The sequence below is a fragment of the Paenibacillus sp. TAB_01 genome (assembly GCF_043945595.1).
Classification (GTDB): domain Bacteria; phylum Bacillota; class Bacilli; order Paenibacillales; family NBRC-103111; genus Paenibacillus_S.
In genome coordinates this window covers 66,603-78,647 of the sequence record NZ_JBIFNP010000002.1, presented here as the reverse complement: position 1 = coordinate 78,647, position 12,045 = coordinate 66,603, and the positions used below count along the sequence as shown (strand labels likewise).

The following is a 12,045-nucleotide window of genomic DNA, read 5'->3' as shown; positions in this document are numbered from 1 at the left end:
TATGCCTGCGGTTAGGCAAGGAGAGAAAAAAATGAATCGATTTATTAAAGCTTTTTACAGTTTGGATTCCTTGGCCAAACCGACCAATGCTGCAGCCGGTTTTATGGGCACGATTGCTGCTCCCATACTTGGCCAGCTTGTGAGCAGCGGCAAGTTTTGGGTATTTGTGCTTTTTATTTCCGTCATCGCTGCCGATTGGATCACGGGTACGGCAGCTGCGAAGAAAAACGAATCGTACTCCAGCGAATATGGAACATCCGGTGTCTTCCGGACGGTTCTGCTCCTCTGGCTGCCGTTTATCGGCTACCTGCTGGACCAAGTCGCTTTAACGGTTTTTGCGATATCTCAGCCTGGATTTGCTTTTTACACCATAACGATCATGCTCATTCATCACAGTTGGGAAAGTGCCACGGCCAACGCCTACCGGGCCGGGTGGGAGCGATGGATTCCCAAATCCGTGGTGAGTTTCGTGTCCTCCGAAATTAAAGCAAAGGCAGAAAGAGCCTTAAAACAAAAGGGGTTGTAGAAATCATGGAAACAGATATGTTGTCGCTGGCCGCCCTCATTACGGCCTTTGTCGGCGTAGCCAAGTCGCTTGGCATGTCCACTAAATTCTCTTCCTTGCTCGCACTGGCCATCGCTGCCGTGCTTGTCCTCGTACCGACCGAGATTCAGAGCAAGATCGTAGCGATCAGCACGATCGGCTTGACGGCAACAGGGGCTTACCAATTGTCTAAAAACAAAACGGGAGGTACCCCATGAGTGTAGATAAAAATTATTGGTGGAGCAAAGCAAAGGAAGCCAGTGCTCTTGTAGGCTGGTTTCCTACGGTTATTTTGGCTCAATGGCAGTTGGAAACAGGTGCATTTACAAGTAACAATCTGCTTGTGAATAACAACATTGCAGGCCAAACCTGGACGGCTCAGTATCCGGAATCGATGAAGGGAACCGCCCGGCCAGCCAAGGAGGGCGGATATTATGTTCGATATGATGACCCAGTAGAAGGTTACATTGACTTCATTTCACGAAATTCAAGATACAAAGGGGTTTGCCAAAAGCAAACGGAGATCGAGCAAATACAAGAAATTGCGGCCTGCGGATGGGCAGCAGATAAGAACTATGCCGCAAACCTAATTTCCGTTTTAAAGGGAAATTGGAGTCAGGGCTTCATTTTAGAGGAGGACGATGAAATGTTGAAGGAACAAGTCACGCAATTAGAATCTCTTGTGGAAAATCTGCAAGGGCAGTGTCAGACGCTCTTAAAAACTGCCGAAGCGCATATCGAAAAAATAAACGTTTTGGAAAAACAGGCTAGTATGCCGGTACCCGATTGGGCAGCTGAAGCAGTAAAAAAGGCTATCAAAGCTCAATTAATAGAGAAACCCGATGGAGGCAGCTACGATTTTTATAGATTGCTTACCGTATTGTATCGAAAAGGGTTAATTTAAGGGGAGGGACACCGACATGCGACAATACTTATTAAAAATAGATCTGATCGATCAGCGCGATTTTATTTATAAGGTGGCTGCACCAACCGCCCTGCAGCTGCCGGAGGAAGTGGATCTGCGTCCCTTGGATACTGATATCATGGATCAGGGCTCGCTTGGCTCCTGCACAGCAAATGCCATTTTGGGATTAAAACAGTTTTTGGACAAGCGAAGGGACAATTATTATTTCTATCTCTCCCGTTTATACCTTTACTGGCACGAACGCGCTTTGCACGGTTGGGAAAATGAAGACAGCGGGGCCTTCATCCGTGACGGCATGAAAATCCTTGCTACCCAAGGATGCGCTCGCGAATCGTTTTATCCGTACAGCCGCACCGATTATAAGCATCCGCCGAGCGCCGAGGCAGAGGCCGATGCCGGGAATTATAAAATTACGGAGTACCGACGCGTTTTGACCTTCGAGGCCATTCAGCAAAGCCTTGCGGAGGGGTTCCCCGTTGTCGCTGGCATGGATGTATACAGTGCTTTCGAATCGTCCGCTGTGGGGCGTACTGGCGTCGTACCGATGCCCAAAAACGGTGAACAATACTTAGGCTCTCACGCGGTTCTCGTTGTTGGCTACAAGAAAATAAACGGCTCTCTGTATGCTATCATGCGGAATAGCTGGGGAGTAAATTGGGGGGATAAAGGATATTTTTATCTTCCGAAAGATTACTTCACAGCCTATGTTCAGGATATGTGGACAGCTCGATAAACAGAGCGGCCCCCTTTATCCTTCGGGATAGAGGGGGCTATTTTTACATTCTCGCTCATTTACGAGAGTTAGCATAGTTTTTAATTTGGTACCTATACCAGATGGGGCCGCTGGCCAGTACCTGGAGAGGCTTTGGAGCCATATCTTCGGGCATCCTTTTTCCTCGGCTCTCTTCAGATATATGTTCAAAAAACAGGAAAATTTATTTCATATATTTGGGTTAATACCAAATAAATCCACATAAACACTAGACAAAAGTCTAGTGGTATGGTATATTATTAATAGGAGGTGAGAACAAGAATGAAGAAAAAAAAGAGAAAGAAAAAGAAGCAAGATTTTAGTAAACTGATACCGCTCGTCACAGCCATCGTCAGTTTGCTAACATCGATCATCAACCTCATCATCACGCTCTCCCACTAGGGGAGCGGTGATGGGCACACGGGCCAGTTAATCTCAACGGCCGGCCCGTGTTCGCTTCTTATCGTTCTCTTCCTTAGTATATCACGATATGAAGGGAGTAGCACAATGAACACACAAAAAGCTACCATGATCATTAGCGTCGCATCGATGGTGATCAGCCTTATCGCGCTAGGGATAACATTAGCTAAATTAGGGTGATACAAAATGAAGCGAGATGAATTAGTTAAGCTTATCCAAAGCGAAGTTTTAACTGTGGCGGAAACGCTGGAGATCCTGGACATTAACAAGCAAAACCTGTCTGCTTTAATAAAAAGTAAGAAGTTATTGCCGGTGAAAGAGGTCGGATCCACGCGCCTCTTTCTCCGGACCGACGTAGAAGAAAGAAGGAAGCAAGCTCTAATCCTTCGAGAAAAATTTGGGCCGCGGGAAGAGTAGTTTTTAAACTCAAGTAGGAGGATTTTATATTCATGGGAAACTATCATGGCATGACATTGGGCAACATTTGGTTTTCTTCCGAAACGCACTTAGCTAACTTTAAAGCACTTTTGGAACGCTTCACGGCTCATAAAAACCCGGAGTATGCGGCTGCCTGCTATGTAGCTGCCCATCCAGAGATTTACGTAAAAATCAACTGGAATAATTGCGATGGTCCGATTGGATGGTACTGGGGCGAGTGGACCGGGGGTGACGACGATGATGAAAATGGTAAGCACCTAGAATCAGAAATCGTCGGGCAGCTATCCAGCTCATACCGCGGCTTAGTGCGAGCTGCAGCAGAATTGTACACCGGTAGCCAACACTATTTTGATTTGATGGGGTGGCTTGGAAACGCTGGTGACGAAGTGTATAAATTATTTATTCAGGCGTTAGAGATTCGCCGCGATCGTAGTGTAGTTGAGCTGGCGTTGTAGAAAGAAATTAAAGTACTACATTAGAAAAATATAAAAGCCCCTCAATTCTTAATCGAGGGGCTTCTCCTTAAAGCTTACTGCCTCATCGCCTTCTCAAGCCGAGCAAAACGTTTATCGTCTTTATGCTCTTTAACAACGAGAAGTGCGTGAACAATACCAGGAATAATCAAGCAACACCAAAGCACAAGATTCAGCAGTGCCTTACCAGGCTTCCCACAAAGCAAAATGGCAAGTGGCGGAACTAGAAAACATAAAAGGTAACGCATGTAAACTCCCCCTGAATTGGATTAACTTGGTTCTTTCATATTTTAAATCAATCCAGCGAGCTTTGTCGATCGTTTAGTCCTCTTTAATCTCCTCTTTTTTGTATTCGCCCAGTTCTCAATGGCGAGGCTATCCGTATGCTATCCTCCGTCGGGGAGGGAGGAGAACCACGTCTCGGGCGGCAGGGGATGAAGTCTGCAACCGGTCATCATATAGGGGTAAAGTTTATCTTACTTGAATATCTACAATGTCCTCCAGCTTGATCCACTCAAAATCCCTATCTCCTGTTTCGAGCCGAATCTGATGCTTCAGTTGGTCGATTCGAGAGATCCACCCCTGTTCTTCCGTATTACCAAACTCTCCAAAAATCGATATGTTAACCTGTGAACGTTCATTTATTGCTTCATTAATCGCATAGCTCAAATCCTGGATCCGTTGTTCATCGAATAGGGGCCTGGATTGACGTAGCTCTTCCCTGGCCGCTATCACTGCCGCCTCTCGATGCTGTGGCATAATAAACCGGCTACCTTCAAAAAGTTTATTGCTTCCGTTCGATAACTTGGTCTCCTTATTTTTCACAGTGAAACCCCTCCAAAACAGAACATTTGTTCCTATTTTAAGTGACGCCAAATAAAATTTCAAGCCGAAAATCCAAAATCCCAAGCGATTGAGAATTTAGATTAAGAAAAACACCGGATAGGACTTATTCCCTATTGCGCGGTTGTATATCGTTCGCTTAGACTATATACGAACACATGTTCCACAAAAGGAAAAGGTTGGTGGGTATGATGACAGTTGGAACTATTGGAGTGCCTAAGCCAAGCAAAAAGTATGCAACAAAACGCCCAACGCGGGATGAGTTTGTGCTGGAGGAATTAGCTAACCAGCTGGCAGAGGCAAAGCAGGAAGACGCGGAGGTTTTATTGACCGTCTGGGGTTGGGAAGAGCAGGTTCGCGGATTGATCACCGAAATGGACTCTCGTACAGGTAAAGTCCATATTCAGCGGCACGGAATTATAACTAAGGTATCTTTTATGGATATCATGAAAATAGAAAGCCCTGGGGGATAAGTCCAGGGTTTATTTTTTTTGGAGGATTTGACGAATGGTAACTATATACTGATTTACGGGGTGTAAAAATGAAAAATCTATTGATTTTACTAACTTTCTGCTTTGGTTTAGTGGCATGCGGAGAAGGGAGCGATACGACTGTATTCACTAAAGATGACCTTTGCATTGAATCTTTAGGGAACAAAGCGATGGTTTGTTATGGGATGGATAAGACAGATGCTGAAAAAACACTAGGTACAGGAACCAAAGAGAACTTTTGGTTAGATTATGATAATGGTGTCAAAGTTATGTACCGGGATCAGAAGGTTGTGATGATACTGCTTGTTGAGAAATCAGAGAAAAGTTACAGCACTGTACGAGGAGCAAAGGTTGGTGATTTAAAAGATAGCATATTAAAATTATATGGTGAAAAATATCCTATAGTTCGTGAAAAAAGCCCCCGGTCCGTGGACTATGTTTACGACTTAATAGGAAAAAAGTTTATAGATGCATCATCTATTGAAAAGATTAAATTAGAATCACAGAAGGATCATTTATTTTTTTCAACTGTTTTGAATGATAACGATGATCGAGTGAAGATGATCTATTTAAGTGATTTGCAGGCAACAATGCAACTTAGGTAAGCTGCTTTGAATATACACCAATTGAACCCCGACTATTAAGTCGGGGTTCGTTTTACACATATTTTACACTTGGGTTTTGTGAAACGTTGATGTAACGCGATTTTTTGAGTATTTTGTACGTCCTCCTGGGACGTTTATTAGCATTAATTATTGTCAGAACGTGACAATGGCTATAGAGTACGAAATAAATGATTTGTAACTGAAGTGTCTATTATGAAATCCTCTTACGAAGTTAATCGTAAGGGGATTTTTTATTGTAAATAATTTAGATGTGAAAGTACTAAAGCGGTAGTAGCGGAACGATTGAAACGCCGCTCTTATGTTATAAAAGCGTTGATTTTATCAGATGTTAAACTAATGCGAAACTCATTCAGTAGATGAGACTAGCCTACTCAGGCGAGAGGCGATATTTAAGGTTAGCATTAATTATCTGGCTCTAATCCGCTGCCTTCTCGGATCTTATCAGCTAACCAATGGATATAGTCAGCCTGATTTTTATTACCGGTCTCATTAGCCGCGTACCATGACGGCTTAAGCCAAGTATTCAGGATTGTTACGGCTACGCCTTTATCTAGGCCCTTATCTTTAATTATTTCGTTCTCGTGAGGCGCTAAACATTCCGTATATTCCGCAATAACATCCGCAATAAAATCCTCGAATGTCTTACTGAGCAGATTAAAAGCGTTTTTTGGATCAACTTTTCGTTTGGGATCCAGAATATAGTGGCCGGTTATGTCCGATACGGGATTGAGTCCATAACGCCAACAGGAATATGCAGTTACCCAGACGTAGCGCTTATAGGCCGTCTTCAAGTCAATATTTCCACCATAACATAATTCAATACCGCCTGCGCAGTCGTTAGCATCTACTCCAAAAAGTTCATTATCGATTGGAGTATTGTAAATTACATGCCATGCTTTTTCGGCAGGACCAGTTAGAAACGGAACACATTCGATGATGTCCGTATCGTCGACAAAGAGGTGGGCGCTTGCTTCCATATCGTTACATGAACGTTCATAGTAGCTGACATTTGCAGCTGCACTAGAACCTGGATTTCCTGTGTCATGTGCAACAATAAAACGAACGGTATTCACTGGGAGTGAAGGGCGTCTCGAAGTGTTTTCAGTTAAATAGCGAGGGGTAATATTGAACTTTTGTTTGAATGTCATTAGGCATTATCACTCCGTTTTTTGACGTATTGATATGCACCTGAGGCTGTTAGTCCGATAATACTAATTTTTATAATAAGAGCTTGGGCTTCTTCAGGTACTAATATGAAGACGGCTGCGAAGAAGAGTGATGCGATATGCGTCCATTTTTCCTTGATTCCGAATCCTTTTGCCACCCCAACATATGCAGCTACGAGCGCGGCTAACGTTAGAACGTCATTCTCCATTCGATTCACTCCTTAATACGGATTTTCATATCGCGAATTTCCGTAATGATAACGTCATACTTATCACTAAACTTATCGAGAATGTCATGGAGCTTGCCCTCGCGTTCACGGCTTTCGTTAATTAGAGCCTGCTCGCGATTGCGTGATTCTTTGTGGGAAGAAAAGAGGAGCCAGACAAATAAGACGGCGAAAGGACCTTGTGTTAAGAAGTAGGAGAGAGCATCAAGATTTTCGATAATCTTTGCCTCCTTTAATTAGAGCTCATTTTATCTGAATGAATTTAAGTAGCTATTAGGATCGGCCTTCAGATACATTTAATAAACAAATCGAGTGCAAGGAGGAGGAAGAAATGGACTGGTTTCGATTCATTGTTTGATCGTTAGTTTGGTTAAACTTCGGCCGATGTCTGTTTATGAGGAAATTATCGGTGAAGAATCAGGCGAAGAAGGTGACAGCAGTAACCATCTTCGCACCATTTTATCATTAAGCTTATACTAGCTTAAAATCATTTTGAAATAGCTTTAACTCCTTGGGAAGTAACTAAACGGATTGGTGACGCATTAGGATCGTTGACAGGTACAAGTTCTAAACATCCGATGCCGGCAGTAACTGATGTCCGTAAAGTCTTAGGACCGTTAATTCCGGAATTTGGGTCATAAACTGGTAAAGATAGAAGTTGTCCTGATTTTTGAATTCGGTATTCTCCGATTTTTCTTTTAGTAACAAACTCCTTATAGGTGTAAGAGCTTTCGTTACCGGATTTATCATATTGTGTGACGGTGTAACGATATCGGGCGCCTTGCTTTAAGCCGTTTACGGCAAGAGTCAGCACATTACCGATGCTTGTTCCGTTATAAAGCGGAGTTCCAACCCAACCCGAACCGTTCCATTCTCCAAGATACATGTAAGTTTTATCATAGCCTGAAGATGGAGACGGGTCTGAGAAGGATTTCCATGAAAAGAGGGCAGTCGTGGTCCCATAGGATACATTAGGATCGGGATCATTGGGGCGTTGACTATCTACGAAAAAAGAAGCGGTTTTACTGTTTGGATTACTCATCCAGTTTCCTGCTCTGTCTATACAATAAAATTCAACCCTGTATTCACCTTGGACGGAAAGTGGTATGTCAATGAAAAAGTCAGAGCCTGAAGCAGTACAATTTACACTACTTACTGTTGATTTTCCTGGAACCGTATAGTTGCATAGCACTTGATTGATTCCTGAACCATTATCGGTAACCCCGTAGGCCCAGACACGTCGTGTTCCTGTAGTTTGATTGGTATAGCTGTAGCCTTGGACGCTTGCAATCGTTGGAGAAGTTGAATCCACATACACATTAGCACGTGCCATATTTCCCGTATTTCCTGCAGCATCGACCCCACGGAAATCAACACCCCAGTTTCCTTGAACATCGTTATTCCAAGTAACGTCAATATACCAGTTTCCGTTTCCGGCGTTGATTCCGTTATTCGTCTGATAGTAGGATCCATCAGGTCTAACGAGGAATACGGTCACATAGCTAACTCCTGAGGTAGTATCAGATAATCCGTATGCCCAAACTCTAGTGGTTGTGTTTGCATTTTTGTTAAACTGCTGAGTGGAAACGCTGGCGATTGTAGGGGCGACGGTATCAATAATAAGTCGTCGGTTTCCGAAGCTCGTATCAGGACCGTTACCGTTGGATTGGTTAACTGCGCCTTGACTGTCCGTAACTTTCATCCGGATATAACATTGGCCGTCTGATGGGATAGCACCTGCAGGCAACGTGTAGCTTCTTGCGTTTGCATTGGCAATCCAACCGCTGTTCCATAAGGGAGCGGAATAAGAGCCGTTAATGACTTCGACAAAATACTGGCTTTGGGAGTCTCCGCTGTCCGAATCGCTGAATGTCCAGGTTATGGTTGGTTTGCGTGTATTGAGTACTTGACCGTCCGTAAACCCAAGAATTGGGGCATTCGGAGCGGTATTAACAGTGTAGTCAATAGTTAGTTTAGGTCGTGAATTGACGTCACCAACACCCTCGGCACACCACGACTTAGAACCACCAGCTGTTGCATTGGCAAGCATAATACCACCGTTAACGGCTCCATTTACCCAGGATTGGATAACTGAAGTCATTGAAATTACAAGACTAGACGTTTTTGTTATCCCCGTAAAAGTCTGAAAGGGACTACCCTCCACACTTGGACGCGTGTTATAGATTAAAGGTCCACTTGCCCATGCAGATGTACTTTTAAATACCTGTATAGTATCCGTGGATGTACTTCCTGAGTTATAAGATGTTAGGGTTAAATAAGCATTGTTAATAATAGAACCGGCTGGTATAAAAGATATATCAAATAGGTAGTATCCATATTCGTAGTACCCCGTACCGGTGTTCCAAGTAGCATATACCGCTGTGCTTGCTATAGAAGTGTTCGGATTATTAGAACGTACATAACCAGATCTTGAACTTGTTATTATCGCAGTAGTGCTCATTCAAATCCCCCCCTCCTACAAATCGCTTCTCAGCCAGAGCTGTCCGAGAACTGGATTTACAGGATCGGACGTTCGGACCTCAACGATAAGCGATTTTGTGCTATCAGTCCGAACTAGGGCAACCTCTGATTTACTGGCAGCATTCGCATCTATAATATCCAAATTCTCGTTATAGGCAGCTCGTGTTACATTTTCATTGCCTAACGGTTTTTTCATTCCAAGTCTAGGCGTAACATCTGGCATAGAATCCCCTCATTTCCTGTATTACGATCGGTAAACTTCCAATTCGTCCCACGATAACCCAAGAGCATCCATAGCATCCCATGTGAATAAGTCGTCATCTAACTCACCCCAAGTCAGATAACTAAATTCAAAATGTACGGCTAAATGTGCAGGGACAATTTCCCGTAAAGCATTATAGATATCTCCAAGGTTGGCAGGTACTCCTCGTGTGCTAATAAATTTAATGACAATCGTGTAGTTAGGTATATCTTCAATAACGCTAACCGTGCCGTTTGAGTAGGATTCAGCTACATTTTCGATAAGCTCAACGGTAACTGTACCGGTACCACGCAGACGGGATTTAATAACAGAACGGCGTTGGTCAAAAGGCTTCGAGCTGTCAGATGGGATACGGAGCACGTTCTCCCAATAGGACAGCCCCCATGTCGCTGTTTCTACAAACAATTGGTCAATTAAAGAGGATATATTTTCGTTTAGATGACTGAGTTCAACGGCTTCACGATCAAGAAGGTTACGAACTAATGGGGAATCGCGATAGTAAATAGGAATATAGTCGGTTACCCCTTTACCAATTATCTCATAATCCCTCATCAGGTCACCGTCCCCATCACGGCCACACTATCTTGATCAATAGTCAAATTCGCTGTCCCGCCATTCACAAGCAGATCGGTATAATCCACAATGGCGTCTGTGCCCAGGATCACATTGGCGATTTGGGTATAGCGAACAATAGGATCGGAGAAAGCAAGCGTTTTTAAATAAGCGGCTAAGCCCTCGGCGATTTGTTGGCGGGCATTGTCTAGACTAGTTCCGGTTTTTAAAGTATAGGCTGCGCTAATATGAATAGGAACTTCAGTAGCAGGCACAACGGTTACATCCGCGCCAATCGGTGCGACAGAGGTAATAAACTGACGCACTTCTTCCACTTTGTTAGGCAGCGGAGCGCGCTTGTTTGTATCAAGCAGGGCGATTTTGACTGTCCCGTTGCCATTCCAGAGCGGGTATACTTTGGCGTCGGAAATACCGGAAATCTCAAGCGCCCATTGACGGTATTGATTCGCGTTGCCGGAGGTCGCCGGCCGGCGTACTTTTTCATAATATCGGTTTAAAAGATCCTGGTCGATTCCAAATCGACCCCGCCATTAAAGGTCGCAGCATTATTCACTGAAACGATCCCGCTGTAGGGGCCGAGCAGCAGCTTGATTGCACCGATGGTCACATTCCCATTGGCACCGCCGGTTTTAGCTTCCGCTGTAACCGTGACAGGCGTGCTGCCAAGGAGGCAGTCAGCGGTAGTATTAAAATACACCGGGTAATTACCGCCCGTCGAAATTTCTGTACCTTTGGCCAGCAGCGTGCCTTGCGGTCCAGAGAAGGTCACTTCTCCTACAGCTTTCGTTGCTTGTTTTCGGGAAAGCCCCATTTCTTTACAGCGCAAGTCTAAATAGATACCGTAGGAAGTATCAGCGAAACCAAGCTTAAGCACTTGTTCCAGTTCGATATAGGCCATGGCTAGCTCGATGGAGGCAGGGGAAAGGAGATCGTAAGTTACGCTTCCTTGCCGTTTATCGATAGTCGGGGGAGACGCATCGAGCATTCTTTGCAAAATTGCAGTTTGGGTTTGTGATTCATACGCCATTAAATGGTTACCTCCTGGCTGATCGTTCCGAGTTCGGTGGATACAGCGAATGATACATACAGTGATTGTTCCTCCAGGCGGATTTCGAAGCTGTGCACATCCCGGATACGATCATCGTAGATAAGAGCCTCTCGGATGATTCTCGGAATGTTGGATCGTAGGAGTGCAAGGGGCATGTCCTGCCCGATAAAAGAATCCAGCTCACAGCCATACTGGCCGTCATAGATCATAAACCTATAGCGAGGCGTAGCTATCGCCTTACGAATAAACTGCTTGATAGCATCCAGGCCATCGATAACGCCGTCCATCGTACCGGTCTCCAAATCGAGCGCATAGGTTTTTGATGGTTTGGTTATTTTGTTAATGCGTATGGCACGCGCTTCCGTGCTGTTTAAGGGACTAAGTGCCAAAAGAACTCACCGCCTTGTCTAAAATGACATAGGTTTGTCCGGCATTGGCCGAAGCGACGATAACACGGTCTCCAGCCTGCAGCGGGGATTTGAAAGAAAGCAGCAGATCTCCATCTGGAATGGGGGAGGAGGTGCCCGAATCTTCATTCGATGAGGAGGCGGCTGCACTCTTGAAAGTTACTTTTCGCTCATATTCAGTCAGGTGCTCGGCCATAACGACATCTGTCCCATCCAGTTCGATCTTCATATGGTCCACTTGGATACGAAGACCTGGGGGCGGGGAGAGGATCGTAGCCAGCTCAAAGCGGTCGAAGTCGTTATAACCGATTTGTTTGATCAATTGAACGAACTTGCTGATGTTGGACCCTTCTATCATGGAGATGGCCTC

Annotated in this window: 19 protein-coding genes; 8 read left to right on the top strand and 11 right to left on the bottom strand. The window is 44.5% G+C overall.

Annotated elements, in window-relative coordinates; genetic code table 11:
- Nucleotides 1-31 precede the first annotated feature (31 nt).
- The 6 genes from ACHHV8_RS33435 to ACHHV8_RS33410 all read left to right on the top strand — a co-directional run bounded on the left by ACHHV8_RS33435 (nucleotide 32) and on the right by ACHHV8_RS33410 (nucleotide 3,533).
- Entirely contained in the window at nucleotides 32-526 is a 495-nt protein-coding gene (locus ACHHV8_RS33435) for a phage holin family protein (RefSeq protein WP_395163792.1), read from the top strand.
- A gap of 5 nt (nucleotides 527-531) precedes the next feature.
- Entirely contained in the window at nucleotides 532-762 is a 231-nt protein-coding gene (locus ACHHV8_RS33430; RefSeq protein WP_395163791.1) for a hypothetical protein, read from the top strand.
- The gene (locus ACHHV8_RS33425) at nucleotides 759-1,448 is read left to right on the top strand and encodes a glucosaminidase domain-containing protein (RefSeq protein WP_395163790.1); all 690 of its coding nucleotides are present in this window, start codon (nucleotides 759-761) and stop codon (nucleotides 1,446-1,448) included. Before ACHHV8_RS33430 ends, ACHHV8_RS33425 begins: the two co-directional genes overlap by 4 nt.
- Nucleotides 1,449-1,464: 16 nt before the next feature.
- Nucleotides 1,465-2,202: a C1 family peptidase gene (locus ACHHV8_RS33420; protein WP_395163789.1), complete on the top strand. Its 738-nt coding sequence runs from the start codon at nucleotides 1,465-1,467 to the stop codon at nucleotides 2,200-2,202.
- Between the two features lie 624 nt (nucleotides 2,203-2,826).
- Complete coding sequence (locus tag ACHHV8_RS33415) at nucleotides 2,827-3,057, top strand: helix-turn-helix domain-containing protein (protein ID WP_395163788.1); 231 nt, start codon at nucleotides 2,827-2,829, stop codon at nucleotides 3,055-3,057.
- A 32-nt stretch (nucleotides 3,058-3,089) separates the two neighbouring features.
- Nucleotides 3,090-3,533, top strand: a complete 444-nt coding sequence (locus ACHHV8_RS33410; protein WP_395163787.1) for a hypothetical protein — start codon at nucleotides 3,090-3,092, stop codon at nucleotides 3,531-3,533.
- Nucleotides 3,534-3,607: 74 nt separating this feature from the next.
- Here ACHHV8_RS33410 and ACHHV8_RS33405 read toward each other — a convergent pair whose 3' ends face one another.
- Nucleotides 3,608-3,799 carry a YqaE/Pmp3 family membrane protein gene (locus ACHHV8_RS33405; RefSeq protein ID WP_395163786.1) on the bottom strand — a complete coding sequence of 64 codons (192 nt, stop codon included), beginning with the start codon at nucleotides 3,797-3,799 and terminating at the stop codon, nucleotides 3,608-3,610.
- A gap of 223 nt (nucleotides 3,800-4,022) precedes the next feature.
- On the bottom strand, nucleotides 4,023-4,376 hold the full coding sequence (locus ACHHV8_RS33400; protein WP_395163785.1) for a YolD-like family protein: 354 nt from the start codon (nucleotides 4,374-4,376) through the stop codon (nucleotides 4,023-4,025).
- A gap of 206 nt (nucleotides 4,377-4,582) precedes the next feature.
- Between ACHHV8_RS33400 and ACHHV8_RS33395 the strand changes: the two genes are divergently transcribed.
- Together ACHHV8_RS33395 and ACHHV8_RS33390 are read left to right on the top strand one after the other, a co-directional pair.
- Nucleotides 4,583-4,867, top strand: coding sequence for a YolD-like family protein (locus ACHHV8_RS33395; RefSeq protein WP_395163784.1), 285 nt, complete (start codon nucleotides 4,583-4,585; stop codon nucleotides 4,865-4,867).
- 68 nt (nucleotides 4,868-4,935) lie between these two features.
- Nucleotides 4,936-5,490, top strand: coding sequence for a hypothetical protein (locus tag ACHHV8_RS33390; RefSeq protein WP_395163783.1), 555 nt, complete (start codon nucleotides 4,936-4,938; stop codon nucleotides 5,488-5,490).
- Nucleotides 5,491-5,912: 422 nt separating this feature from the next.
- Here ACHHV8_RS33390 and ACHHV8_RS33385 read toward each other — a convergent pair whose 3' ends face one another.
- From ACHHV8_RS33385 to ACHHV8_RS33350, 9 genes are all read right to left on the bottom strand, one after another.
- Nucleotides 5,913-6,659: a peptidoglycan recognition protein family protein gene (locus ACHHV8_RS33385; RefSeq protein WP_395163782.1), complete on the bottom strand. Its 747-nt coding sequence runs from the start codon at nucleotides 6,657-6,659 to the stop codon at nucleotides 5,913-5,915.
- A complete protein-coding gene (locus ACHHV8_RS33380) occupies nucleotides 6,659-6,886 on the bottom strand; it encodes a hypothetical protein (RefSeq protein ID WP_395163781.1) in 228 nt (75 codons plus the stop codon). Before ACHHV8_RS33380 ends, ACHHV8_RS33385 begins: the two co-directional genes overlap by 1 nt.
- Nucleotides 6,887-6,891: 5 nt before the next feature.
- The gene (locus ACHHV8_RS33375) at nucleotides 6,892-7,122 is read right to left on the bottom strand and encodes a BhlA/UviB family holin-like peptide (RefSeq protein WP_395164299.1); all 231 of its coding nucleotides are present in this window, start codon (nucleotides 7,120-7,122) and stop codon (nucleotides 6,892-6,894) included.
- A gap of 269 nt (nucleotides 7,123-7,391) precedes the next feature.
- Nucleotides 7,392-9,365, bottom strand: a complete 1,974-nt coding sequence (locus ACHHV8_RS33370) for a DNRLRE domain-containing protein (RefSeq protein ID WP_395163780.1) — start codon at nucleotides 9,363-9,365, stop codon at nucleotides 7,392-7,394.
- Between the two features lie 264 nt (nucleotides 9,366-9,629).
- Nucleotides 9,630-10,199, bottom strand: a complete 570-nt coding sequence (locus tag ACHHV8_RS33365; RefSeq protein WP_395163779.1) for a YmfQ family protein — start codon at nucleotides 10,197-10,199, stop codon at nucleotides 9,630-9,632.
- Entirely contained in the window at nucleotides 10,199-10,630 is a 432-nt protein-coding gene (locus tag ACHHV8_RS36875) for a hypothetical protein (RefSeq protein WP_483874904.1), read from the bottom strand. The genes ACHHV8_RS33365 and ACHHV8_RS36875 overlap by 1 nt, the downstream gene beginning before the upstream one ends.
- An 83-nt stretch (nucleotides 10,631-10,713) precedes the next feature.
- A complete protein-coding gene (locus tag ACHHV8_RS36870) occupies nucleotides 10,714-11,247 on the bottom strand; it encodes a baseplate J/gp47 family protein (protein ID WP_483874902.1) in 534 nt (177 codons plus the stop codon).
- On the bottom strand, nucleotides 11,247-11,657 hold the full coding sequence (locus ACHHV8_RS33355) for a DUF2634 domain-containing protein (protein WP_395163778.1): 411 nt from the start codon (nucleotides 11,655-11,657) through the stop codon (nucleotides 11,247-11,249). The genes ACHHV8_RS36870 and ACHHV8_RS33355 overlap by 1 nt, the downstream gene beginning before the upstream one ends.
- Nucleotides 11,647-12,033: a DUF2577 domain-containing protein gene (locus ACHHV8_RS33350; RefSeq protein ID WP_395163777.1), complete on the bottom strand. Its 387-nt coding sequence runs from the start codon at nucleotides 12,031-12,033 to the stop codon at nucleotides 11,647-11,649. Before ACHHV8_RS33350 ends, ACHHV8_RS33355 begins: the two co-directional genes overlap by 11 nt.
- Between the last annotated feature and the right edge of the window lie 12 nt (nucleotides 12,034-12,045).